Genomic DNA, 23,404 nt, shown 5'->3' on the forward strand with positions numbered 1-23,404 from the left:
CGCCGGCCGTCGTTGACGCGGACTTTACCGGCCGGTCGTCAGGTTTCCAAATGATTCCGCGGCCCTCCGCTCCTCCGCCCCCCTCAGCCGACCGCGCGACCGATCAGCGTCGCCACCCGCGCGAGGACGCCGGGCCCGGCCAGCCGCGCCAGCCGCCAGGCCGGGGTTCCGTCCGGGGCGGCGGTGGCCTCGACGCGGTAGGGGTGGTCCTGCGGACATGCCGCCAGCAGGTCCAGCAGCTCGCGCATCGCCGTCGCGTCGTCGGTGGGCGCGTCGGCGAGGGTGCGCGCGGGCAGGGCGTCCGGGTCGCCGATCCGCCGCCGCGCCCGGGCGAGGCCCTTGCCGATCTCGGCGAGGGTCAGCGGTCGCGCGCCGGCAAGGATCAGCAGCCCCAGCACCTTGCGCCGGGCGGGGGTCGTCAGCGTCGCGCCGGGGGGCGGCGCCTGGTCGGCCCGCGCCAGCGCGCGCCGCAGCTCGGGCTCCAGCGCCAGCTCCATCAGCCCGTGCTCGACCAGCGCCGCCTCCAGCCGGCGCAGCACGAGGGCCCCCGCCTGGTCGCGCCCGGCGAGCCGCCACCAGGCCCGCAGCCCGATCCGCACGAGCCAGCCCGGCGCGGCCGAGGCCAGCGCGGTGCGCGCCAGCCCGTCGGCGCGCCCGAGGATGCCGGGGCCCAGCGCCTCCAGCTCAGCCAGCGTCATCTTCGGCAGGGCCGGCGGCGCGATCGGCTCGGCGAGCGGGCCGGTCAGCTCGACGATCGGCCGCTCCTCGCCCTCGGCGCCGCTCCAGGGGCCGGCGGCGGCGAAGAACGGGTTCTCCGGGTGCAGGGTGAAGTGCCGGGCGAGGAAGCGCTGGCAGTTGCGCTGCCCGAGGATGAAGTCGTGCTCGCGGAAGCGCCGGTCGAGGAAGCCCGAGAAGCCGCCCATCGCCCCGCAGGCGAGCAGGCTTGAGCTGTAGACCGGCGCCTCGTCCCCCAGCGGGTCGCGGCTGGGGGCGATCATGAAGCGCGACTTCACCGCCGCGTCGTAGGCGGCGACAAGCTCGGCGGGCTTGAAGCGGGCCTGGGCGAGCAGGGCCGCGAACATGCCCCCGATCACCCCGGGCAGGCCGGCGGCGGCGACGTCGTCCTCGTTCCCGGGCGAGACGGCGCCGAAGACGCCGCCCTCGGGGAAGGCGTCGACCATGATCACCGCGCGGTCCGCGGTCTTCGCGTCGCGCGGGTTGGGGGCGAGCCAGTCGACCCCCTCGCGCGCCGCCCCCTCCCGCGCGCGGCGCAGGGTGTAGCGGGCGTATTCGAAGGGCTCGTTGTTGATCACCCCGCCGTCGATGGCGACGTAGGTGGCGTCGCCGTCCGGCGCCGGGTCCGCGGCGCCCCAGTCGGGCGCGGGCATCACGTTGGGCCGGGTCGCGGCCGGGTCGGTCCCCTCGCGGAAGCGTGCGGCCTCCAGCGGCCAGGCCCCGCCCTCGCCCGGCTTCGCCGGGTCGAGCAGCGCGTGCTCGCCCATCCGGGTGGGCACGAAGCGGGCCGGGAAGCCCACCGGGAAGGCGCCCGAGGCGACGGCGGACTCGCGCAGCTCGGTCCAGGCGGTGGCGGCGCCGACCGCCTCGCGCGCGCGCAGGTCGACCGGCTCGCCGGGCGCCGGCGTCTCGATCCGCACCCCGGCGTCGAGATAGGCGTCGAGCCAGGCCGACCCCACGGGATGCGCGCCCAGCCCCTCCACCGAGAAATGCCGCGCCATCCCGTGACGGGACATGGCGTGGCGGGCGCCGGCGGCGAACTGCACGCCGTAGACCACGCCCTGCAGGTTGGTGGTGGTCACGAACAGGTCCAGCGGGCGGGCGAGGAACGGGTAGGGCCGCCCGCGGCGCCAGCGCGCCCCGCCCAGCGCCCGGTCCGCCGCCCGGTCGATGGCGAGCCCGCTGAGCAGCGAGGGGATCGGCCGCCCCGCCGCGCACGCCGCCTCCAGGTCCTCGACGTCGAGCATGCCGGTGCGCGCCGCATCGCCGGCGAGGTCCAGCTCCTCGACCCACAGCCGGTGCAGCCGGCCCAGCCCGATGCCGCAGCTCCGCGCCTCGCCGTCCGGGTCGACGTAGGCCAGCGTCTTCGCCCCCTCCCCGCCCCCGATCCCGTCGAGCAGCGAGGCGACCAGCAGGCTGGCCGAGGTGCCGCCCCCCGAGGTGCCGCTGAGCACCTTCAGCACCACCGGCCGGTCGGGGTTGGCGGCCGCATGGGCCTCCAGCGCGCGGACCAGGAAGTCGACCACCCCGGCGAGATAGGCCCCGGCCGAGACCGAGCCCGCCAGCGTCAGCCCCAGCAGGAACGGCGGCGGATCCCCGGGCTCGGAGGACGCATCGCTCATCGGAGATCGCCTTTCGGGTCTGCGGCGCCGGCGGCGCGCGGGGACCCGAGCATCGCGCAGCGGCAGGGCGATTTCAACGCAGGCTGACGCGGGGTCCGATGCCGGGCGCGGGGTCCTACGCGGGGCGCAGGGGCGCGCCCTGCGCCGCCGGAGACGGTCCCGCCCGGCGCCCCGCCGGCCCCGCGCCGCGGGCGCGCCGCGGGGCCCGGGCGCGCGGCCGACGCGGCGCCTCCGGCGGGCGGTCAGCGGCCCTTGAAGACCGCCGGGCGACGCTCGACGAAGGCGGCGGCGCCCTCGCGCAGGTCCTCGGTCTGGAACAGGATCGCCTGCTCCCCCGCCTCGGCGTCCAGCGCCGCAGAAAGCTCCGCCGTCCAGCCCTCGCGCAGCTGCCGCTTGATCGTGGCGAGCGACAGCGGCGGGCCCTCGGCGAGGGCCCGGGCTGCGGTCATCGCCTCCGCCTCCAGCGCGTCGTCGTCGACGACCGACCAGATCATCCCCCAGCGCTCGGCCTCCTCGGCGGGGATCGGGCGGGCGAGCATCGCCATGCCCTTCGCCTTCGCCGCCCCCGCCAGCCGCTGCACGAGGACCGAGGTCCCCCCGTCCAGCGCCGCCCCCAGCCGCCCGAAGCTGAGCAGGAACTTCGCCGAGCGCGCCGCGATCACCACGTCCCCGGCCAGCGCGATGCCCACGCCCGCGCCCGCCGCCGGGCCGTTCACCGCGCAGACCACGGGCTTGGGCCCCTCGGCCAGCGCCAGGATCAGGGGGCTCAGCTCGGCGCGCATCCCGTCGGCGATCGCGGCGCCGGAGGCGAAGACCTCGCCGCCCAGCTGCGCGCCCGCGCAGAAGCCGCGCCCCTCGCCCGTCAGCAGGATCGCGCGCACCTCCGGGTCGGCGAGCGCCCGCTCCACCGCCCGTTTCAGCGCCCCGATCATCGGCAGGGTCAGCGCGTTGAGCTGGGCGGGGTTGTTCAGCCGCAGCACCGCCACCGCGCCCTCGCGCGTCTCGCGCACCACGTCGTCGGGCCTCACAGCGTCCATCGGTCTCGTCCTCCCTCGCGTCCCGCCCGCATCAGAGCAGGAGTCCCCCGCCGCAGACCAGCACCTGGCCGCTGACGTAGTTCGATTCCGGGATGCAGAAGAGATAGACCGCGTCCGCCGCCTCCTCCGGCGTGCCGGGGCGGCCCAGCGGGATCATCCGCTGCATGGCGCCGATCAGCTCGGGCTGGATGCCCACCCGGATCGCCCGCCCCTCGACGTCGATGGTCTTCTGCACGTCCTCGATGGGCTGGGTCAGGCGGGTCTCGATCATCCCGTAGGCCACGCAGTTCACGTTGACCTTGTAGCGCCCCCACTCCTTGCACAGCGTCCGCGTCAGCCCCGTCAGCGAGGCCTTGGCCGAGCTGTAGGAGGCCTGCCCCGCGTTCCCGTAGAGTCCCGCGATCGAGGAGATGTTCACCACCTTGCGGAACACCTCCCGCCCCTCCTGCGCCTCGCGCCTGGCGAGCATCCGGATCGGCTCCGAGGCCGCGCGCAGGATGCGGAACGGGGCCACCAGGTGCACGTCCAGCATCGCCTGGAACATCTCGTCGGTCATCTTGCCGATGGTGGCGTCCCAGGTGTAGCCGGCGTTGTTGACCAGGATGTCGATCCCGCCCCAGCGCTCCATCGCCTCGCCCACGAACCGGGCCGGGAAGGCCGGGTCGGCGACCGAGCCGTTGACCGCGACCGCCTCGCCGCCCATCGCCCGGATCGCCTCGGCCGCGGCCTCTCCCGGCTCCGGGTCGAGGTCGTTGACCACCACGCGGGCCCCGTCGCCCGCCAGCTTCTTCGCGATCGCGAGGCCGATCCCGCGGCCGGAGCCGGTGACCAGCGCCACCTTTCCCTCGAGCTTTCCCATCTCTCCCCCCTCTTCAGACGGCGACCAGCGCCTCGCCGACGAGCTTCTCCCGACCCGCCTGGTCGCGGGCGGTCAGGACGAGGCGGGCCAGCCGCTCCCTGTCCCCCTCCAGGATCTCGACCACCTCGCCTTCGCAGCGGATCTCGTCGCCGAGCGCGGTGATCGCCACGAACCGGGTCGAGAAGGCGCGCAGCCGCTCCGGCGGGACCGCGTCGGTCAGCGCCTGGCCGAGGTAGGCCATCACCAGCATGCCGTGGGCGAACACGTCCTCGAACCCCGCCGCCCGGGCGAAATCGAGGTCGACGTGCATCGGGTTGTGGTCCCCCGAGGCCCCGCAGTAGAGCGCCAGCGTGGTCCGGGTGATCGGCGGGCAGGTCTTGGCCACGGGGCGGTCGCCGACCGCGAGGGAGGGGGCGCTCATCGCGGCCTCCCGTTGCGCACGACGATGGTGCGCGCGCAGTCGGCGATGGGCAGCCCCGCGTCGGTGGTCACGGCGGTCTCGACCCCCACCAGCACCAGCGCCCCGCCCTTCTTCTCGGTCACCGAGACGACCCGGGAGGCGAAGCGCAGCCGGTCCCCGACCACCGCCGGCGCGTGATAGGCGAAGCTCTGCTCGCCATGGAGGATGGTCGAGAGGTCGATGCCGAGATCCCCGAGCAGTTCGAACGGGTCGGCGGCGTCCATCATCTCCAGGCAGAACAGGTAGGTGGGCGGGACGGGCAGGCCGCGGAAGCCCGCCGCCGCCGCCGCCGCCGGGTCGCGGTAGACCGGGCTGGTCTCCCCGATCGCGTCGAGGAAGGCGCGCAGGCGCCCGGGTTCGACCGCCGCCTCGACCGGGGTCGAGGCGTGGCCGACGGCGGAGGCGTCGAGCATGGTCTCAGCTCCGCTCGTAGAGCGTGGTCACGCAGGCCCCGCCGAGCCCGAGGTTGTGCTGCAGCGCCAGCCGCGCGCCCTCGACCTGCGTCGCCTCCGCGGTCCCGCGAAGCTGCCGGGTCAGCTCGTAGCACTGCGCGAGCCCCGTGGCGCCCAGCGGATGCCCCTTCGAGAGCAGCCCCCCCGAGGGGTTGGTCACCACCCGCCCGCCGTAGGTGTTGTCGCCGTCGTCGATGAACCGCTCCGCGCCCCCCTCGGGGCACAGGCGCAGGGCCTCGTAGGTGATCAGCTCGTTATGGGCGAAGCAGTCGTGCAGCTCGACCACGTCGAGGTCCTCGGGCCCCACGCCCGCCGCCTCGTAGACGCGGTCCGCGGCGGCGCGGGCCATGTCGTAGCCCACCACCCGCATCATGTCCCCCGCCTCGAAGGTCGAGGGCGTGTCGGTGGTCATCGCCTGCGCCCGGATCGCGACCCGCCGGTCGAGGCCGCGGCGCTCGGCGAAGGCTTCCGAGACCAGCACCGCCGCCGCCGCCCCGCAGGTCGGCGGGCAGGCCATCAGCCGGGTCATCACGCCCGGCCAGATCACCTGGTCGGCGAGCACCTCCTCGGCCGTCACCTCCTTGCGGAACACCGCCTTGGGGTTCTTCGCGGCGTGGCGGGAGGCCTTGGCGCGGATCTTGGCGAAGCTCGAAAGCGGCGTGCCGTGCCGGCGCATGTGGGCCTGGCCCGCGCCCCCGAAATAGCGCAGCGCCAGCGGCACGCCCGGCTGGTCCACCAGCGCGTCGGTGGCCGCGTCGAACGCGGCGAAGACGTTGTCGCGGTCGTGGAACAACGCGCCCAGCGCGCCGGGGTTCATCTGCTCGAACCCCAGGGCCAGCACGCAGTCGGCCGCGCCCGACTCGACCGCCTGGCGCGCGAGGAACAGCGCCGTCGAGCCGGTGGAGCAGTTGTTGTTCACGTTCACGATCGGGATGCCCGTGGCGCCCACCTGGTAGAGCGCCCGCTGCCCGCAGGTCGAATCCCCGTAGACGTAGCCGACATAGGCCTGGCCCACGTCGGCGTAGTCGATGCCGGCGTCCGCCAGCGCCAGCCGCGCCGCCTCCGCCCCCATCGCGTGATAGGGGGCGCTCGCCCCCGGTTTGGCGAAGGGGATCATCCCCACGCCCGCCACCTGAACCTTGCCGGCCATCCTGGGCCCTCCCTGGCGGTCCCGGGCGATTCTTACCCGTGGACATTTGATTACCCATGGGTAATAAATCGACTTGCCGCGATGGTCAACGGGCGCGCTCGGCGCCATGATGCGGGCGGCGAGTCAGGCCCCGGCCACGGCACAGGAGACGAAGCGCGGATGAGCACAGCGACCGGCCAGGTCTCGCCCTTCCCGACGCCCGAGCGGCGCCGCCGCGACCGCTCGGCCAAGCGTGAGGCGATCCTCGACACCGCGCTCGAACTGTTCCTGGAGCAGGGCTACCACCACGTGACCCTCAACCAGGTCGCCGAGCGGCTGCACATCACCAAGCCCGCGCTCTACAACTACTTCGCCGGCAAGACCGAGATCCTGTTCGCCTGCTGGATGGCGGGCTTCGAGCAGGCGGCCGAGGCCATCGCGCGCATCGAGGCGGGGCCCGGCGACGGGCTGACCCGCCTGCGGGCGCTGATCCGCGACTACGGCCTGCTGATGACCACCCCGCGCGGGCGCTGCCTGATCCGCTTCGACGACCGGGACTTCACGCCCGAGCAGCGCGACCGCATCTCGGCCTGCAAGAAGCAGGTCGACGCCGCCTTCCGCAGCTGGATCGCGGCGGGGATCGAGGACGGCTCGATCCGCCCCTGCGATCCCAAGATGGCCGCCTTCGTCATCGGCGGCGCGCTGAACTGGATCGGCCAGTGGCACCGCGACGACGGGCCGATGAGCCCGCAGGCGGTGGTGGACGACTTCGCGGACCGGCTCACGAAGGGACTCGCGACCGACTGACAAGACCCGCGCGACGGGGCCGGCAGACGCTCCGCGCGCTTCCAGGGAGGAAAAGGATGAACCTCACGCACGGGCTGCGCCGGCTGGCGCAGATCAACCGCAATGGCGTCGCCACCGGCTTCGAGGGCCGACGCCGCACCTGGGGCGAGGTCGCCTCGCGCGTCGCCCGCGCCGCCGGCGGCCTGCGCGCGCTGGGCGCGGACGAGGGCGAACGGGTCGCGATCCTGTCGCTGAACTCGGACCTCTACCTCGAGGCCTATCTCGCCGCCGCCTGGGCCGGCGCCGTGATCGTCCCCCTCAACGTCCGCTGGAGCGCGATCGAGAACCGCGACGCGCTCGAGGACTGCCGGGCGCAGGTGCTGATCGTCGACCGCGCCTTCGCAGAGCTGGGCGCCGAGATCGCCGCCGACTTCCCCGGCATGGCCCTGGTCTATGCCGACGCGGACGCCGCGCCCTCGGGCATGACGCCTTGGGAGACGCTGGCGACCGCCTCCGACCCGATCCCCGATGCGATGCGCAAGGCCTCGGACCTGGCGGGGATCTTCTACACCGGCGGCACCACCGGACGCTCCAAGGGGGTGATGCTGTCCCACGGCAACCTCACCGCCAACGCCTTCAACGCGCTGGCCGAGGGGCTGTTCGGCGCCGACTGCACCTACCTGCATGCCGCGCCGATGTTCCACCTCGCCAACGGGGCGGCGATGGTCTCGCTGCTGCTCTCGGGCGGCTCGAACCGGATGATCCGGGCCTTCGCGCCCGAAGCGGTGCTGAAGGCGATCCAGGACGAGAAGGTCACCGACGTCCTGCTGGTGCCGACCATGATCCAGATGCTCGTCGACCACCCGCGGGCGGGGGACTACGACCTGAGCTCCCTGCGCCGGGTGGCCTACGGCGCCTCGCCGATCTCGGAGGCGGTGCTCGACCGCGCCATGAAGACCCTGCCGGGGGTCGAGTTCGCCCAGGCCTACGGTCAGACCGAGCTCTCGCCCATCGCCACCGTCCTGCACTGGAAGGAGCATGTCGGCGAGGGCCGCGCGAAGGGCCGCCACCGCTCCGCCGGCCGGGCCACGCTGGGGGCGGAGGTGCGCATCGTCGACCCCGACGACGATCCGGTTCCCACCGGCACGGTCGGCGAGATCTGCGTGCGCGGCGACATCGTGATGATGGGCTACTGGGAGCGCCCGGAGGAGACCGCCGCGGCCCTGCGGGGCGGCTGGATGCACACCGGCGACGGCGGATATCTCGACGAGGACGGCTTCGTCTACGTCGTCGACCGGGTGAAGGACATGATCATCACCGGCGGCGAGAACGTCTATTCGGTCGAGGTCGAGAACGCCCTCGCCCTCCACCCCGCCGTCGCCCAGGCCGCCGTCATCGGCATCCCGCACGAGCACTGGGGCGAGCAGGTCCACGCCGTCGTCCATGTCGCCGCCGGCGTCGAGGTCTCGGAGACCGAGCTGATCGAGCACTGCCGCGCCCGCATCGCCCACTACAAGGCCCCCCGCTCGGTCGAGCTGCGGGCCGAGCCGCTGCCGCTGTCGGGCGCCGGCAAGATCCTCAAGCGCGACCTGCGGGCCCCCTGGTGGGACAAGGCGCAGCGCAACGTCGGTTGAACGACCCGGCCGGGAGGGCGGGCGAACCGCCCCCCGGCCCGATTTCAGGCGCGCGAAGACGCGCCGTCAGGGAGGAAGACCATGGATAGGGCCCTTGGAAAGATGCTGCCCGGAAGCCTGCTCTCGACCGCCGCGATCCGCGGGGGGGAGCGCACCGCGGTGGTCTGCGCCGGAACCGGGAGGCGCGCGAGCTACGCCGAGCTCGACGCCCGCGCCAACCGCCTCGGCAACGCGCTCGCCGCGGCCGGCTTCGCCAAGGGCGACGTGCTGGCCTTCCTGATCTCGAACCGCACCGAGATCGTGGAGGTCTACTTCGCCCTCGCCCGCGCCGGCATCGTCGGCGTGCCGCTGAACTACCGCCTCGCGCCGCCCGAGCTGGACGGGCTGATGGCGGCGATGGGCGCCCGCGGCCTGATCTACGAGGACCGCTTCGCCGCCGCCGCCGGAACCTGCGCCCACGGCCGCGACCTGCGGGTGCGCATCGGGGCCGCGGACGGCGACGCCTCGGCCCGCGACTACGAGGCGTTCCTCGCGGACGGGGCGCCGACCCCGCCGCCGGTGGAGGTCGAGGAGGCGGACCCGTTCTATTTCAACCTCACCTCCGGCACGACGGGCCTGCCGAAATCCTACCTGCTCTCGCACTACAACAACGCCACGCTGGCCCCGATGTTCATCGGCTTCGACTGCACCCCGGGCGACGTGATGATGACCGTGTTCCCCGCCTTCGGCCGGGTCGGCTTCGCCTGGATCGGGGCGGCGATGGTCTACCAGGCGCCCAACGTGCTGATGAACTTCGACCCCGTGGCGGTCCTGAAGGCCATCGAGGCCGAGCGCGCGACCATCGTCAACCTGGTCCCCACCATGGCCGCCATGCTGCTCACCGCGCAGGCCGAGGTGCAGGCGGACCTGAGTTCGCTGCGCGCCGTGGTCTTCGCCGGCTCCTCCCTGCCCGAGCCGATCCGGCGGGCGACGGAGGCGAGCCTCTGCCCCAACGTCTACGAATACTACGGCATGCAGGAGACCGGCGCCCTCGTCGCCTCGACGCCCGAGGACCGCAGGCGGGCGCCGGGATCGGTCGGGCGCGCCGTGCTCTTCGCCGACGTGAAGGTGGTGGACGACGAAGGGCGCGACCTGCCCGCAGGCGAGACCGGCGAGATCGTCGGCCGCTCCCCCAACGCCACCACCGCCTATTTCCAGAACCCCGAGAAGACCGCCGAGACCTTCCGCAACGGCTGGATCCATACCGGCGACCTCGGGTCCATCGACGCCGAGGGCTACCTCACGATCCGCGGGCGCAAGAAGGACATGATCGTCACCGGCGGCCAGAACGTGCACGCCGCCGAGGTCGAGGAGGTGCTGCTCGACCACCCCGCCGTGCAGGACGCCGCCGTCTTCGCGCTGCCGCATCCGATGTGGGGGGAGGCGGTCACCGCCCTGATCGTGGCGACGCCGGGCGCCGTCGACGCCGCAGCGCTCGAGGCCCACTGCCGCGCGCGCATGGCCGGCTTCAAGACCCCCAAGCGCTTCCTCTTCGACACCGAGGCGCTGCCCCGCACCCCCACCGGCAAGGTCCAGAAGTTCCTGCTGGTGGAGCGCTTCTCGGTCGCCGAACCTGCCGAGGGCTGACCCGGCGCGGTCCCGGGGCATCCCGCCGGAGGTGCGCTCGCCGCCCGCGACGAAGGGCGCCCCGGACTTGATCCGGGGCCTCTCGCCGCTTGCCGGACGCGCGAGGCTCCGGGGCAGGTCCGGGGCGCGCAGAGGGCGACGTCGTCTCGCGCGCCTCGTTCGAGGATCGCGACCGCGGGCCCCGTCTCAGCGCGCCGAGGAGGCGGCCTTGGGCTTCGCGCCGCCGGCTTCCGGCAGCTCGATGTTGATCTCGAGCGTCGAGAAATCGTCGCCCCGGTCGATGCGGATGTCGACGTTGTCCTTGCCGATCTTCAGGTGGCGCAGGATCACCTCCATGATCTCGCGCTGGATGATCGGCAGCACGTCGGGCCCCTGCCGGCCCGTGCGCTCATGGGCCAGCAGGATCGACAGGCGCTCCTTGGCGGCGTCGGCCGAGCCGTCGGGCTGCGGCTTGCGGCGGAAGAAGCCGAACATGCTCATGCCGTCCGTCCCAGGATCCGCTGGAACAGGCCGCGGCGCTCGCCGGGCTGCACCCGCATCTCCAGCTGTTCGCCCAGAAGGCGGCCCACGGCGTCGGAATAGGCCTTCGCGGCCGGGGTCTTCTCGTCGAAGATCACCGGCGTGCCGACGTTGGAGGCCTTCAGCACCGCCGGGCTCTCGGGGATGATGCCCAGCAGGGGGATCGAGAGGATCTCCTCGACGTCCTCGATCTTCATCATCTCGCCGCGGGTCACGCGGGCCTCGTCGTAGCGGGTCAGCAGCAGGTGGGCCTTCACCGGCTCCTCGCCCTTCTCGGCGCGGCGGGTCTTGGAGCTCAGCAGCCCGATCACCCGGTCGCTGTCGCGCACGGAGCTGACCTCGGGGTTGGTGACCACGATCGCCTCGTCGGCGAAATACATCGCCAGGTGGGCGCCGCGCTCGATCCCCGCGGGGCTGTCGCAGACGATGTGGTCGAACTCCTGCGAGAGCTCGTCGAGCACCTTCTCCACGCCCTCGGTGGTCAGCGCGTCCTTGTCGCGGGTCTGCGAGGCGGCGAGGATCGACAGGTTGTCGAGCCGCCGGTCGGCGATCAGGGCCTGCTTCAGCCGGGCCTCGCCCTGGATGACGTTGATGAAGTCGAAGACGACCCGCCGCTCGCAGCCCATGATGACGTCGAGGTTGCGCAGGCCGACGTCGAAGTCGATGACGACGGTCTTCTTCCCGCGCATCGCGAGGCCCGCCCCGATGGCGGCGGCCGACGTCGTCTTGCCGACGCCGCCCTTGCCGGAGGTCACGACGGTGATCTTGGCCACGTTGGTTCTCTCTCTCGGTTGGGTCACTTCAGGGGGACGATGCGCAGGGCGTCGTCCTCCAGGTACGCGTGGACGGGGCGCTGGGCGAAGGCGTCGCCGATCTCCTCGGAGGTCTTGTAGAGACCGGCGATGGCGATCAGCTCGGCCTCCAGGCTCTGGGCGAAGATCCGCGCGCTCTCGTCGCCATGCACCCCCGCGAGCGCCCGGCCGCGCAGGCGGCCGTACACATGGACGTTGCCGTGGGCGATGATCTCGGCGCCCGAGGCGACCGAGCCCACCACCACCACGTCGCCGCGCTCGGAATAGATCCGTTGGCCGGAGCGCACGGGTTCCGTCACCAGCACGGTGGTCGAGACGGGCTCCTCCGGCTGCGGGATCGCTTCGGGGGCGGCTTCCGGCTCGGCCGACTTGCGGGGCAGGGCGGCCTCGCGCCCGGCGCTCAGCGCGGTCAGCCCCACCGCCGCGGCGGCGGCCTTCTGGCGGTCGGAGGCGTTCTGCACCGCGAAGGGGACCATGCCGCGGGTCCGCAGCCCGGCCAGCAGCTGGGCGAAGCCCGCCTCGGCGTCCAGCCCCTCGGCCTCGGCGAGGTCGAGGATCAGCGGGGCGTCCGAGAAGAAGCCGGGCGACTGCTTCAGCAGATCGTCCAGCGCCGCGAGATAGCCCGCGCCCGGCGCTCCGCCGACCGGCAGGGCCACGGCGGTGAGGAAACGTCCACGCACCTGCAGCCGCTTGCCCGCGACGGCCGGTTCCGTCGCGGCGGACCGCGCACTTGTCGATTGCACTATCGAACCTGCTTGCCTGCTTGGCGCCCTGTTTTCGGGTGCTCTTGCTTCGATCTCTACCCGTTCCGCGCCCGCTTCGCCACCCTTGCCCGAGGGCGCCGGCTCCGCCGCTCGGCAAGTCGATCCACAGCGTGGATTTCGCCGCCCCCTCGGCGACCTGCGGCCGTCCCGGCGGGCTCCGGCGCTGCTACGGAAACGAAAGCGCCCCGCCCGGTGGTCCGGGCGGGGCGCCGCATCTCGGGGCTGCGAAGGGCCGGTCAGGCCGCCTTGCGCCGCCGCAGGACGCCGAGCGCGGCGATCCCGCCCGCCAGCAGCAGGCCGGCCGCGGGCGCCGGCACCGGGGCGGCCATCTCGTAGGTGAAGCGGGCCATGCCGTCGCCGACGTTGCCGCCGCGCAGGGCCTCGCCGTCGATCACCCCGCCGATGTAGGAGGACCCGCCGCCCCCGCCGGCATGCGCCTCGGACGTGCCGCCGCCGTACCAGCCGCCCCCGCCCCCGCCGTTCCACGGGGTCTGGGCGAGCGTCGCGCTGCCGCCGAAGCCGAAGCCGCCGTTCAGCCCCGCGGTGGTCTGCGTGCCCCCGGCGCCGCCTGGAAAGCTGTCTCCGCCGGCGGACCCGCCGGTTTCGCCGCTCAGGCCGCCGCCATCGCCGCCGAGCGAGCCGCTGTTGCCGGTGGCGCCGCCGCCGCCGCCGGCGACGATGACGCGGTCGGTCAGCGCATCGCCGCCCTGACGCACGTCGGTCCCGCCGCCGCCGCCGCCGGCGTAGGCGTCGTTCGAGGTCGAGTTGGTAAGCCCGTCCCCGCCGCCGTTGAAGCCGCCGCCCGCGGGCATCGAGGGGTTCGTGCCCGCCGAAAGGCCCTGGCCGCCGACCACGATCCACAGGATCTCGCCCGGCGTCACGCTCAGCGTGCCGATGGTGTAGCCGCCCTCGCCGCCGGCGTTGAGCTGCGCGGTGTAGCCCGAGGCGCCCCAGACCTCGATCTGGATCGAGACGACCGAATCCGGCACGACCCAGCTCTGCGCGGCGCCGGTGTAGCCGAAATCGATGGCGAGCGCCTCGGCCTCCGTCGCCGCCAGGCTCGCTGCGGCGAACGTCGCCGCGGCCAGACCTGCCAACATATTCAACTTCATAGCGTTCCCCTCAAGCATGAACGACGATACGCAACTTCATTTTTTATTAATCGTCTGCCTGACGTTCCGCAACGGAGGATTTCGGCGACGCAGGAGGGGGTCTCCGCGGCGGGGGCGGGGCGGCGACGCGGTCCGGGGCGCCGCGCGCGGCCGCGGCAAACGAAACGCCCCGCCCGGAGGACCCGGGCGGGGCGTCTGACTCTTCGTCGGCAGGCGGCGCTCAGACCGCCCGCGCAGGCCTCACGGCCCTTCGAACAGCTTGCCGCCCAGCGTGTTCTTCATCGCCGACTGCCGGTCGTTGGAGGACTGGAAGTCCTTCACCTCGGCGCGCGCGATGACGTTGTGGTGGACCTCGTCGGGGCCGTCGGCGAGCCGCAGGGTGCGCTGCTTGGTGTACATCTCCGACAGCGGCGACCACTGCGACACGCCGGTCGCGCCGTGCACCTGCATCGCCTGGTCGATGATCTGGCAGCACTTCTCGGGCACCATCGCCTTGACCATCGAGACCCAGACCCGGGCCTCCTTGTTGCCCAGCACGTCCATCGCCTTGGCGGCCTTCAGCACCATCAGGCGCATCGCCTCGATCTCGATCCGGGCGCGGGAGATGGTCTCCATGTTCTTGCCGAGATCGATGATCCGCTTGCCGAAGGCCTGGCGGTTGAGCCCGCGCGAGATCATCAGGTCCAGCGCCTTCTCCGCCGAGCCGATCGAGCGCATGCAGTGATGGATGCGGCCCGGGCCCAGGCGGACCTGGGAGATCTCGAAGCCCTTGCCCACGCCCCAGAGGATGTTCTCCTTGGGCACGCGCACGTTCTCGAGCTTGATGTGCATGTGGCCGTGGGGCGCGTCGTCATGGCCGAAGACGCACATCGGGCCCACGATGTTCACGCCGGGCGTGTCCATCGGCACCAGGATCTGGGACTGCTGGCGGAAGGGCTCGGCGTCCGGGTCGGTCAGGACCATGCAGATCATGATCTTGCACTGCGGGTCGCCGGCGCCGGAGATGTAGTACTTCTCGCCGTTGATCACCCACTCGTCGCCCTCCAGCACCGCGCGGGTGTGGATGTTCTTGGCGTCTGAGGAGGCGACGTCCGGCTCGGTCATGCCGAAGCAGGAGCGGATCTCGCCGTTCAGAAGGGGCTTGAGCCACTTCTCCTTCTGCTCCGGCGTGCCCACGCGCTCCAGCACTTCCATGTTGCCGGTGTCGGGGGCCGAGCAGTTCAGCGACTTCGAGGCGAGCGGGTTCTTGCCCAGCTCGACCGCGATGTAGGTGTAGTCGAGGTTCGACAGCCCCTCGCCGGTCTCGGCGTTGGGCAGGAAGAAGTTCCACAGGCCGTCCTTCTTGGCCTTGGACTTGAGCTCTTCCATGATCTCGAGCTGGCGGGGGTGCCAGCTCCAGCGGTCGGACTTCTGGGCGTCGAGGCTCTGGAACTCCTCGAGCACGGGGTCGCAGTTGTCGCGCACGTGCCGGATCACCTTGTCCAGCAGCGGGCGGACCTTTTCCGACATCGTGAGGTCGTTGATGTCCGGATGGGGCAGGGAATGTTTCACGGATCTCCTCCCAGAGATGGGCGCCGTCGGAGGGCGCCTTTGCGTGTTGGGACCGCGCCTGTCGGCTGGTCCGGGACGGGCCTTGTCGAAGGGCCCCGGGGGACGTCGGATGCGACGCTAGGGGGCGCCGCGCTCGCCGTCAAGTTGCCTGTCGGCCGGTCGGCAAGTCGCCGCAGGGGCCGGGTTCGCGGGCGGGGGTCGGGGGCCGGCCCGGGGGCCGGAACCAACGCCCCGCGGACCGGCTGCCGCGCCGGTCCGCGAGACGTCTGCAGGCGGCCTCAGCCGCCCGCGGCCGCGTCGGCCTCCTCGGCCACGCGGCGACCGGCGGCGGCCATCGCCCGGCCGCGGTCGCACATCGCCCGCGGGTCGACGCCCGCCGAGCTGACGTTGCCCTGCGCCGCCCGCGCCGCCACGCCCATGGCGATGGCGCCGAGTCGGAACATCGAGAAGGCCATGAAGATCGCCCAGTCGTCGATCCGCTCGCGGCCCGAGCGCAGGCGGTAGCGCTCGATCATCTCCGCCTCGGTGGGCATCCCGTCGGCCTCCGGATCCACCCGGTCGGGGGAGTCCGCGGGCATCCGCCAGGGCCGCAGCAGGTAGGCGAGGTCCGAGAGCGGGTGCCCGATGGTGCACAGCTCCCAGTCCAGGATCGCCAGCAGCCGCGGCTCGGTCGGGTGCAGGATGACGTTGCCGGGGCGGTAGTCGCCATGCACCACCGTGGATTCGTCGCGCGCGTTCGGGGCGTGCGTCTCCAGCCAGCCGCGCAGCCAGTCGAGGTCGGAATAGTCGATGTCGGGCGGCAGCACGTCCTTCGACGCCTCCACCTGCCCCGCCCAGCGCGCCGTCTGGCGCACCAGATAGCCGCCGGGCCGTCCGAAGCCCTCGAGCTTGGCCTGCCAGTCGACCGCGTGCAGGTCGGCGAGCGAATCCACCAGGGCGAAGGCGGCCTCGCGCCGGTGCTCGGGCTTCATGGGCGCCAGCGCGGCGGAGGGGATCACCCGACCCGCCACATGTTCCATCACGTAGAACTCCGCCCCGATCACGCCCGGGTCGTCGCAATAGGCGATCATCTTCGGCGCGGGGACCGGCGTGCCCTCCATCGCCGCCATGGCGCGGTATTCGCGGTCGACGGCATGGGCCTTGGGCAGCAGCTTGCCCGGCGGCTTCTTGCGCAGCACCCAGCGCGTGCCCCGGGCGCCGGTCAGCAGGAACGTCGGGTTCGACATCCCCCCCTGGAACTGCGCGACCTCGAGCCCCTCGCCCGCCTCGGGCACATGGGGCGCGAGCCAGGCCGCGAGCGCGTCCGCGTCGAAGCGGTGGATCTCCGAGGGCGCCTCGGTGCGCGGCGTGTCGCCGTCGCCCTGCGGCGAGCCCGAGGACTTCGGGGCGGTGGTCACGGACATCTCCGCCTCACACCGCCGGGAAGGCGGGGGGGCGACGCTCGACGAAGCTCTTCACGCCCTCGCCGAAGTCGGGGCTCTCGAAGCTCTTCTTCATCTCGGCGTCGGCGATGGCGAGGCTCTCCCCGAAGCTCTGGAAATACGAGGCCCGCACCTGCCGCTTCATCACCGCGATGGACCGCGGCGAGGCCTCCTTCGCCATGCTCTGCGCCACGCCGTCGACCAGCGCGTCGAGGCTCTCGCCCGGCACGGCGCGGTTCACCAGGCCCAGGCCCTGCGCCTCGGCGCCCGTGAACTTGCGGGCGGTGAACAGCAGGTCCAGCGCATTCGCCTCCCCCACCAGGCGCGGCAGCAGCCAGGCGATGCCATGCTCGGCCACCAGCCCGCGGGCGGCGAAGGCGGTGGTGAACTTGGCCTCCTCGGCCGCATAGCGCAGGTCGCAGTAGAGCGCGAGGATCAGCCCGATGCCCGCGCAGGGCCCGTTGATCTTGGCGATCACCGGCTTGGGGCAGGCGTAGAGATAGCCGAAGCGCCCCGCGTAGACGTCGCCCAGCGCCGGCCCGGGGGCGGCCGAGAAGCGCGGGTCGCCCGCAGGCGCGGCCGAGCCGTTGGGCTTGCTCTCCGAGGTGCCTTTCGAGGCGACCGCGTTCTCCAGCACGCCCATGTCGGCGCCGGCGCAGAAGCCGCGGCCCTCGCCGGTGATCACGATCACCCGGCAGTCGGGATCGACGCCGGCCTGCTGCACGGCGGTCTGCAGCTCGTTGGCCAGCGTGGGCGTGTAGGCGTTCAGCCGGTCGGGACGGTTGAGGGCGATGGTGGTCACCGACGCGGCGGTCGAGACCAGGATCTCCTGGAAGCTCATCGGGGGATCTCCTGCACGGGGGGGCGCGCCCCGCGCCGGCGGCGGCGCGGGGCGCGGAACGGTCATTCGGCGGGAACCGGCGCGGCGGCGGGGGCCGCGGCGCGCAGCGCGGTGGGCTTGAGGCTGATCACCCCCGAGGCGACCAGCGCCTGGTAGCCCGCCTCGTCCACGCCCAGGATGCCGGTCAGCACCGCGTGGGTGTCCGCGCCCAGCAGCGGCGCAGGCCCCACGGGCGGCTTGCGCCGGCCCTCCTCGAGGATCGGCAGCGCGAACTGGCGCTGCAGCCCGATATGGGGCCGCTCGACGTCCAGATGCGCGCCGACGGCGGCGAAATGGGCGTCCTCCAGCGTCTCCTCGGGCGTCAGCACCGGGGCGGCGGTCACGCCCGCGGCCTGCAGCGCCTCTGCCGTGCGGTGGATGTCGCGCGTCGTGCTCCAGGCGGAGATCGCGGCGTCGATCTCGTCCTCCCGCGCCCGCCGGGCGGGGAGGTCGAGGACCGCCCATTCCGGCTTGCCGATCTCGCGCGCCAGCGCCTCCCAGGCGGCCTGGTCCTGCGCCGCGACATGGATCCAGCGGTCCTCCCCCGCGCCGGGGTAGAGGCCGTGGGGCGCCATGGCGACATGGCGGTTGCGGATCCGCGCCGGCTCCTCGCCGGTGGCGCCGCGGGCCAGCATGGCAGGGGCGGCGAAGGGCACCAGGCACTCCACCTGGCTCAGGTTCAGCCACTGGCCCTTGCCGCCGCGGGTGCGATGCACCAGCGCCGCCAGCGCCGCCGCCGCGCCGTAGAGCCCCCCGATCGGGTCGCCGTAGGCGATATGCCCCATCGCCGGCGGCCAGCTCGGGTCGCCGCGGAACGACGGCAGGCCCGAGGCCTGCTCGAGCGTCGAGCCGTAGGCGCGCGTGTCCGACCAGGCGTTGCCGGAGCCGAAGGCGGAGGCCGAGACCATCACCAGGTCCTCGCGCCCCTTCGACAGCCCCTCCCAGCCCATGCCCAGCCGCTCCATCACCGTGGCGGCGTGGTTCTCGACCGTGAGCTGGCTCGCGTCGACCAGGGCCTTCGCCAGGCGCTTGCCCTCGGCGGTGGTCAGGTCGAGGCTGACGCTCTTCTTGCCGCGGTTGAGCGCGGTGAAGCGGCGGGATTCCTCGTACTGGCCGCGCGCGATGCTCTCGGCATCCCACAGCGTGCCGCGCCACCAGTCGGGGTAGCGCCCGGCCTCGATCTTGATCACCTCGGCCCCGAGGTCGGCGAGGATCCGCGTGATCAGCGGCCCCGCCCAGCCCATCGAGAAATCGGCGACCCGGAGCCCGGTCAGCGGCTCGCCCGGGGCCGCGTCGCGCGCGGCGGAGACGTCGAGCGGCGCGAACCCGTCCCCGGTGTCGGCCACCCGGATCGGCGAGCGCGGCGCGGTCAGGCGCCGCCCGCCGGCCTCGATCTCGCCCATCAGGCCGCGCGGCCCGAAGATGGGATGGTCGAGCAGCATCTCCGCGTCCGGCACCACCGCCATCGGCACCCGCATTTTGCGGCCCAGCGCGGCCCAGTCCTCGGCCGCGCGGGTCTTGAGGCGGGCGTCGATCACCGGCTCGATCTCGTCCACCCGCTCGCCGCGGAGCTGGATGGTGGCGAGGTCGGGGTCCGTCGCCCACTCCGGCAGCTCCAGCATCTCGCAGAAGGCGGCCCACTGGGCGGGGGTCAGCACGGTGATGCCCAGCCACTTGCCGTCGGCGCACCGGTGGGACGAGACGGGGCAGGTCGGGAAGAACCGGTTCACGCCCTTGCGCTCGCAGGGGCGGCCGTAGCCGATGGCGTCGGCCATGGCGAGCTCCGCGAGGCACAGGTTCGCCTCCAGGATCCCCACCTCGAACTCCCGGTGCCGGCCGCCGGCGTAGAGCGCCGCGAGCCCCGCGTGCAGCGCGCAGACCCCGCCGACCATGGCGGCCTGCAGGTCGCCCAGCTGCTGGGGCGCCTCGTCGACCGGGCCCACGATGTGGATCATCCCGATCAGCGCCTGCACCACCGCGTCCGAACCCTTCCAGTCCGAGAGCGCGCCGCCGCCCGTGAACCAGCGCAGGTCGAGCGTGGCGGCGCGGGGCTTCGCGGCCGGCGCGGGGCGCGCGGCCTCCTCGCCCAGGATCAGCAGGTCCGCGCCCGCGATCAGCGCGTCGAGCCCGCCCGCGGCCGGGGTCTTGCCATGGTCGAGCCAGGCGAACAGCAGCCCCTCGGTGGCGGGATCGTCGGGAACCTCGCGCCGCCGGCGCAGGGGATCGCCGCCCTCGGGCTCGACCCGGATCACCTCCATCCCGAGGTCGGCGAGCATCCGCCCGCACCAGGCGCCGCCCACGCCGCCGCCGATCTCGACGGCGCGCAGGCCCTTCAGCGGCGCGCTCATGGCAGGGCGTCCGGGGCGGGGGTGGTCGGGCGGTCGAGCGCGCCCAGCGGGCGCGCCTGCGGGGCTGGCCGCGGCATGGAGATCCTCCCAGATCCTTTGTGTGCGTCCGACCTCTCGGGCCCGTCAGGGGGCCGGGGCGGTTTCGCGCCGAGGGTATGCCTGACAGCTGTCAGGAATCAAGGCCCGACGATCAGCCTCCCTTGCGACCTCGCCCGCCCGGGGCCTCGCCCGGGCCGCCGCGGGGCCGCCGCGGGGCCGCGCGGGCCCCGGCAGGGCAGGGGCGCCGGCCGGCGCGATCCGGCGCGGGCGGCGCGCGAGGGGCCGGGACGGCCGGGGCGGGAGAATCAGCCCTGCGGCGCCGCGCCCGCGCTGCGCGCCCCGGCGGCGGCCGGGGCGTCGGCGGCGCCGGCCTCGGCCGCCAGCCGCTCGACCATCGCCGCGACCGAGAAGGCCACCGTGCGCAGCAGCACGTCGGGGTCCGCGCCCTTGTTGAGCCAGTCGCGCATCGGGCCGAAGGCGGTCATGAAGATGATCAGGTTGGACAGGATCTCGGGATGGGGATCGTCCTCGGGCACGCCGGCGAGCCGGCGCAGGTGCACGGCCAGCTCCCTCAGCATCCGCTTCTCGCGGGCGTGCATGGCGCGGCGGTCCTCGTCGCGCAGATGCGGCACGGCGCGGTAGGACAGCAGGATCCCCTGCCGGTTGGTGCCCCACAACTGGCGCAGGTAGTCGACCAGCACCTGCTCCAGCGGCTCGCCCGGGCGGGCGTCCAGCATCTCGGGCAGGGTCGGGGCGTCGGTGCGGAACCACAGCTTGTTCAGCAGCCTGCGCAGGATGTCGTGCTTGTTGGCGACGTAGTCGTAGAGGCTCGCCTGGTTGACCCCCGAGCGGGCGCAGATGTCCCGGATCGTGGTCGAGGCGAAGCCCTTCTCCAGGAACAGGTCCAGCGCCGCGTCGCAGATCTGGTCGCGCCGGATCTGCACCAGGTCGGGGTTCTGGATGCCCTCGACCACCGCCTCGGTCAGCTCCGCCGGCGGGGCCGCGCCGGCGCCCCCTGATCCCGCGCCCCCCGATGTCGACCGTCTCGCCGTCACGAGATCCCCATCCGCTGTGCCAGGCGGCCGACCCTAGGCGCCGCCCCGGGGCGGCGCAAGCGCGGCGCCGGCGCGTCCCCCGCCCGCCCCGATCTTCCCGACCGGCCGGCAGGCGGCTTGACGCTCCATGGCGCCCTCTGTAGCCTGACAAGCGTCAGCCTGTCGACCGTCAGGAATCGTTCCTCGGTCGGAGGCGGGCAGGAGACGCGAACCAGACGGGGGCCAACCCCGCGGCTTGCGGGAGGAGAACGACGATGGGCGTGGCGACACGCGACCGCGCGCGGCCCGGCCGTGGCGCGGCGACAGCAGGCATCCGCGGCGCGGCGACGGCAGGCATCCGCGGCGCGGCGGGCATGAGCGCCGGCGGACCCCGTTCCGGACAGCGCGACGCGCAGGGCAGGTCGGCCGAATGAGCGCCGACGCAGGACTGGTCGAGGCCGCGACGCGTCCCTCGACCGCCGCCGCCCCGCTGCTTTCGGTCAGCGACCTGGGCATCGCCTTCGGGCCCCGACGCGGCTTCGGCGGCGTGCGGGTGACCGAGGGCGTGGGCTTCGACATCGCCCGCGGCGAACGCGTGGGCCTGGTGGGCGAGAGCGGCTGCGGCAAGACCGTCACCGGCCTCGCCCTGATGCGCCTGCTGCCCCCGACGGCGCGGATCGACGGGCAGGTGATGCTCGACGGCGAGAACCTGCTCAAGGCCTCGCCCTCGCGGATGCGCCGGCTGCGGGGCGCCAAGATCGCGATGATCTTCCAGGAGCCGATGACCGCGCTCGACCCCGTGTTCACCATCGGCGAGCAGATCGGCGAGGCGCTTCGCATCCACAAGCCGGTGAGCAAGGCCGAGGAGCGCGAGCGGGTGATCGAGGCGCTGGCCGAGGTCGGCATCCCCGCCCCCGCCCGCCGCGCCCAGGAATACCCCCACCAGCTCTCGGGCGGGATGCGCCAGCGCGCGATGATCGCCATGGCGCTGGTCTGCCGCCCCGAGCTGATCATCGCCGACGAGCCGACCACCGCGCTCGACGTCACCATCCAGGCCCAGATCATGGACCTGCTGGCGCGCCTGTCGGAGGACACCGGCACCGCGCTCCTGTTCATCACCCACGACCTCGGCGTGGTGGCCGAGACCTGCACGCGCATGATCACCATGTACGCGGGCCAGGTGGTCGAGGACGCGCCGGTCGACGAGGCGCTGATGCGCCCGCGTCACCCCTACACCTCGGGGCTCCTGCGCTCGCTGCCCCAGCTCAACCGCGGGCTGGGTGAGGACGGGCGCCGCTCCTTCGCCTTCATCCCGGGCCGCGTGCCCTCGCCGATGGCGATGCCCGAAGGCTGCCGCTTCCGCGACCGCTGCGGCTTCGCCGAGGCGGGCTGCGAGCGGCCGCAGGTGCTGACCGACGTCGGCCCCCAGCGCCGCGCGCGCTGCCGCCGCACGGAAGAACTGACCTTGCCGGGAGCCGTGGATTGACCCTCGCCCCTTCCTCCGCCGACCTCCAGCAGCCCGTCGTCCGCGTCCAGGGCCTGCGCATCCTGTTCCCCTCGCTCGACGGCTCCGACACGGTGAAGGCCGTGGACGGCGTCGACTTCGAGATCCGCCCCGCCGAGACCTTCGGGATCATCGGCGAGAGCGGCTCGGGCAAGTCGACCATCGGCCGGGCGCTGGTGGGGCTGCTCGACGCGACCGAGGGGGTGGTCGAGCTCGACGGCCGCACCCTGAACTCCGTCCCGCGGCGGGAGCGTCGGACCGCCCGCCAGGCCTACCAGATCGTCTTCCAGGACCCCCACGCGGCGCTGAACCCCCGCATGACCCTGATGGAGAGCCTGACCGAGCCGCTCCGCATCCGCGGCGGCGTCTCCGAGGACGAGATGCGCCGCAAGGCGCAGGACAGCATGGAGCGCGTGGGCCTGCGCGCCGAGATGCTGGGCCGCTACCCCCACGAGCTCTCGGGCGGGCAGAAGCAGCGCGCCAACATCGCCCGCCTGCTGCCCCTCAACCCCCGCCTGATCGTCTGCGACGAGGTGGTGGCGGCCCTCGACGTCTCGATCCGCGGCGAGGTCCTGAACCTCTTCGCCGACCTGCAGCGCGACTTCGGCATCGCCTACGCCTTCATCGCCCACGATATCGCGGTGGTGGCCCAGGTCTCGGACCGCATCGCGGTGACCTACCTGGGCCGGTTCATGGAGGTCGGCCCGGCCGAGGCCGTGACCGAGCGCCCGCTGCACCCCTACACCACCGCGCTGCTCTCGGCCGAGCCGCGCCCGCTGCCCGCGCATCTGCGCGAGGCGCGCCGCATCGACCTGAAGGGCGAGATCCCCAGCCCCGTCGACCCGCCTTCGGGCTGCCGCTTCCGCACCCGCTGCCCCTGGGCGCAGGCGCGCTGCGCGGCCGAGGTCCCGGAGTGGCGCGAGCTGCGCCCCGACCACTACGTCGCCTGCCATTTCGCCACGCCCCACGGGATCGAGGCGCCGCCGGCGGCGGGCGAACACGACTGACGGCGGGCGGGGGAGAGCGGCCCCCGCCCCCGTCGACCCCGCAGGAGCGCCACGAAGACGCTCGCGCGGATCC

20 protein-coding genes are annotated in these 23,404 nt (G+C 73.4%); 5 read left to right on the forward strand and 15 right to left on the reverse strand.

What is annotated here, in order from left to right; genetic code table 11:
- Window positions 1-83: 83 nt before the first annotated feature.
- The 6 genes from BM064_RS06800 to BM064_RS06825 all read right to left on the reverse strand — a co-directional run bounded on the left by BM064_RS06800 (window position 84) and on the right by BM064_RS06825 (window position 6,315).
- Complete coding sequence (locus tag BM064_RS06800) at window positions 84-2,357, reverse strand: hypothetical protein (protein ID WP_092859003.1); 2,274 nt, start codon at window positions 2,355-2,357, stop codon at window positions 84-86.
- A gap of 242 nt (window positions 2,358-2,599) precedes the next feature.
- Window positions 2,600-3,394, reverse strand: coding sequence for an enoyl-CoA hydratase/isomerase family protein (locus tag BM064_RS06805; RefSeq protein ID WP_092859004.1), 795 nt, complete (start codon window positions 3,392-3,394; stop codon window positions 2,600-2,602).
- 31 nt (window positions 3,395-3,425) lie between these two features.
- Window positions 3,426-4,253 carry an SDR family NAD(P)-dependent oxidoreductase gene (locus BM064_RS06810; protein ID WP_092859005.1) on the reverse strand — a complete coding sequence of 276 codons (828 nt, stop codon included), beginning with the start codon at window positions 4,251-4,253 and terminating at the stop codon, window positions 3,426-3,428.
- A gap of 13 nt (window positions 4,254-4,266) precedes the next feature.
- Window positions 4,267-4,674: a MaoC/PaaZ C-terminal domain-containing protein gene (locus tag BM064_RS06815; protein WP_092859006.1), complete on the reverse strand. Its 408-nt coding sequence runs from the start codon at window positions 4,672-4,674 to the stop codon at window positions 4,267-4,269.
- Window positions 4,671-5,126: a MaoC family dehydratase N-terminal domain-containing protein gene (locus BM064_RS06820; protein ID WP_092859007.1), complete on the reverse strand. Its 456-nt coding sequence runs from the start codon at window positions 5,124-5,126 to the stop codon at window positions 4,671-4,673. The genes BM064_RS06815 and BM064_RS06820 overlap by 4 nt, the downstream gene beginning before the upstream one ends.
- A 4-nt stretch (window positions 5,127-5,130) precedes the next feature.
- Window positions 5,131-6,315, reverse strand: a complete 1,185-nt coding sequence (locus tag BM064_RS06825; RefSeq protein WP_092859008.1) for a lipid-transfer protein — start codon at window positions 6,313-6,315, stop codon at window positions 5,131-5,133.
- A gap of 159 nt (window positions 6,316-6,474) precedes the next feature.
- On the opposite strand from BM064_RS06825, the gene BM064_RS06830 reads away from it, so the two are divergent.
- The 3 genes from BM064_RS06830 (at window position 6,475) to BM064_RS06840 (ending at window position 10,340) form a co-directional block, all read left to right on the forward strand.
- The gene (locus BM064_RS06830) at window positions 6,475-7,101 is read left to right on the forward strand and encodes a TetR/AcrR family transcriptional regulator (protein ID WP_177236168.1); all 627 of its coding nucleotides are present in this window, start codon (window positions 6,475-6,477) and stop codon (window positions 7,099-7,101) included.
- 56 nt (window positions 7,102-7,157) lie between these two features.
- Window positions 7,158-8,714: an acyl-CoA synthetase gene (locus tag BM064_RS06835; RefSeq protein ID WP_092859009.1), complete on the forward strand. Its 1,557-nt coding sequence runs from the start codon at window positions 7,158-7,160 to the stop codon at window positions 8,712-8,714.
- Window positions 8,715-8,795: 81 nt separating this feature from the next.
- Entirely contained in the window at window positions 8,796-10,340 is a 1,545-nt protein-coding gene (locus BM064_RS06840; RefSeq protein WP_092859010.1) for a class I adenylate-forming enzyme family protein, read from the forward strand.
- 186 nt (window positions 10,341-10,526) lie between these two features.
- On the opposite strand, the gene minE is transcribed toward BM064_RS06840, so the two are convergent.
- From minE to BM064_RS06885, 9 genes are all read right to left on the reverse strand, one after another.
- Complete coding sequence (minE, locus tag BM064_RS06845) at window positions 10,527-10,820, reverse strand: cell division topological specificity factor MinE (protein ID WP_342741357.1); 294 nt, start codon at window positions 10,818-10,820, stop codon at window positions 10,527-10,529.
- Window positions 10,817-11,632, reverse strand: a complete 816-nt coding sequence (minD, locus tag BM064_RS06850) for a septum site-determining protein MinD (RefSeq protein WP_092859012.1) — start codon at window positions 11,630-11,632, stop codon at window positions 10,817-10,819. Before minD ends, minE begins: the two co-directional genes overlap by 4 nt.
- 23 nt (window positions 11,633-11,655) lie before the next feature.
- The gene (gene minC, locus BM064_RS06855; RefSeq protein WP_245779078.1) at window positions 11,656-12,351 is read right to left on the reverse strand and encodes a septum site-determining protein MinC; all 696 of its coding nucleotides are present in this window, start codon (window positions 12,349-12,351) and stop codon (window positions 11,656-11,658) included.
- Between the two features lie 320 nt (window positions 12,352-12,671).
- The gene (locus tag BM064_RS06860) at window positions 12,672-13,547 is read right to left on the reverse strand and encodes a glycine-rich protein (protein WP_177236169.1); all 876 of its coding nucleotides are present in this window, start codon (window positions 13,545-13,547) and stop codon (window positions 12,672-12,674) included.
- Between the two features lie 240 nt (window positions 13,548-13,787).
- Window positions 13,788-15,056 (reverse strand): acyl-CoA dehydrogenase family protein, encoded by a 1,269-nt coding sequence (locus tag BM064_RS06865; RefSeq protein ID WP_177236185.1) that lies wholly within the window; start codon window positions 15,054-15,056, stop codon window positions 13,788-13,790.
- 320 nt (window positions 15,057-15,376) lie between these two features.
- Window positions 15,377-16,495: a phosphotransferase family protein gene (locus BM064_RS06870; protein ID WP_245779079.1), complete on the reverse strand. Its 1,119-nt coding sequence runs from the start codon at window positions 16,493-16,495 to the stop codon at window positions 15,377-15,379.
- 13 nt (window positions 16,496-16,508) lie between these two features.
- On the reverse strand, window positions 16,509-17,360 hold the full coding sequence (locus BM064_RS06875) for an enoyl-CoA hydratase (RefSeq protein WP_092859016.1): 852 nt from the start codon (window positions 17,358-17,360) through the stop codon (window positions 16,509-16,511).
- Window positions 17,361-17,422: 62 nt separating this feature from the next.
- Window positions 17,423-19,747: a CaiB/BaiF CoA-transferase family protein gene (locus BM064_RS06880; RefSeq protein WP_092859017.1), complete on the reverse strand. Its 2,325-nt coding sequence runs from the start codon at window positions 19,745-19,747 to the stop codon at window positions 17,423-17,425.
- Between the two features lie 344 nt (window positions 19,748-20,091).
- Complete coding sequence (locus BM064_RS06885; RefSeq protein WP_245779080.1) at window positions 20,092-20,760, reverse strand: TetR/AcrR family transcriptional regulator; 669 nt, start codon at window positions 20,758-20,760, stop codon at window positions 20,092-20,094.
- Between the two features lie 490 nt (window positions 20,761-21,250).
- Between BM064_RS06885 and BM064_RS06890 the strand changes: the two genes are divergently transcribed.
- Together BM064_RS06890 and BM064_RS06895 are read left to right on the forward strand one after the other, a co-directional pair.
- Window positions 21,251-22,306, forward strand: a complete 1,056-nt coding sequence (locus tag BM064_RS06890) for an ABC transporter ATP-binding protein (protein WP_092859019.1) — start codon at window positions 21,251-21,253, stop codon at window positions 22,304-22,306.
- Complete coding sequence (locus BM064_RS06895; protein ID WP_092859020.1) at window positions 22,303-23,331, forward strand: ABC transporter ATP-binding protein; 1,029 nt, start codon at window positions 22,303-22,305, stop codon at window positions 23,329-23,331. The genes BM064_RS06890 and BM064_RS06895 overlap by 4 nt, the downstream gene beginning before the upstream one ends.
- Window positions 23,332-23,404: the final 73 nt, after the last annotated feature.

It is taken from the genome of Albimonas pacifica (assembly GCF_900113695.1).
In the GTDB taxonomy this organism is placed as follows: Bacteria; Pseudomonadota; Alphaproteobacteria; order Rhodobacterales; family Rhodobacteraceae; genus Albimonas; species Albimonas pacifica.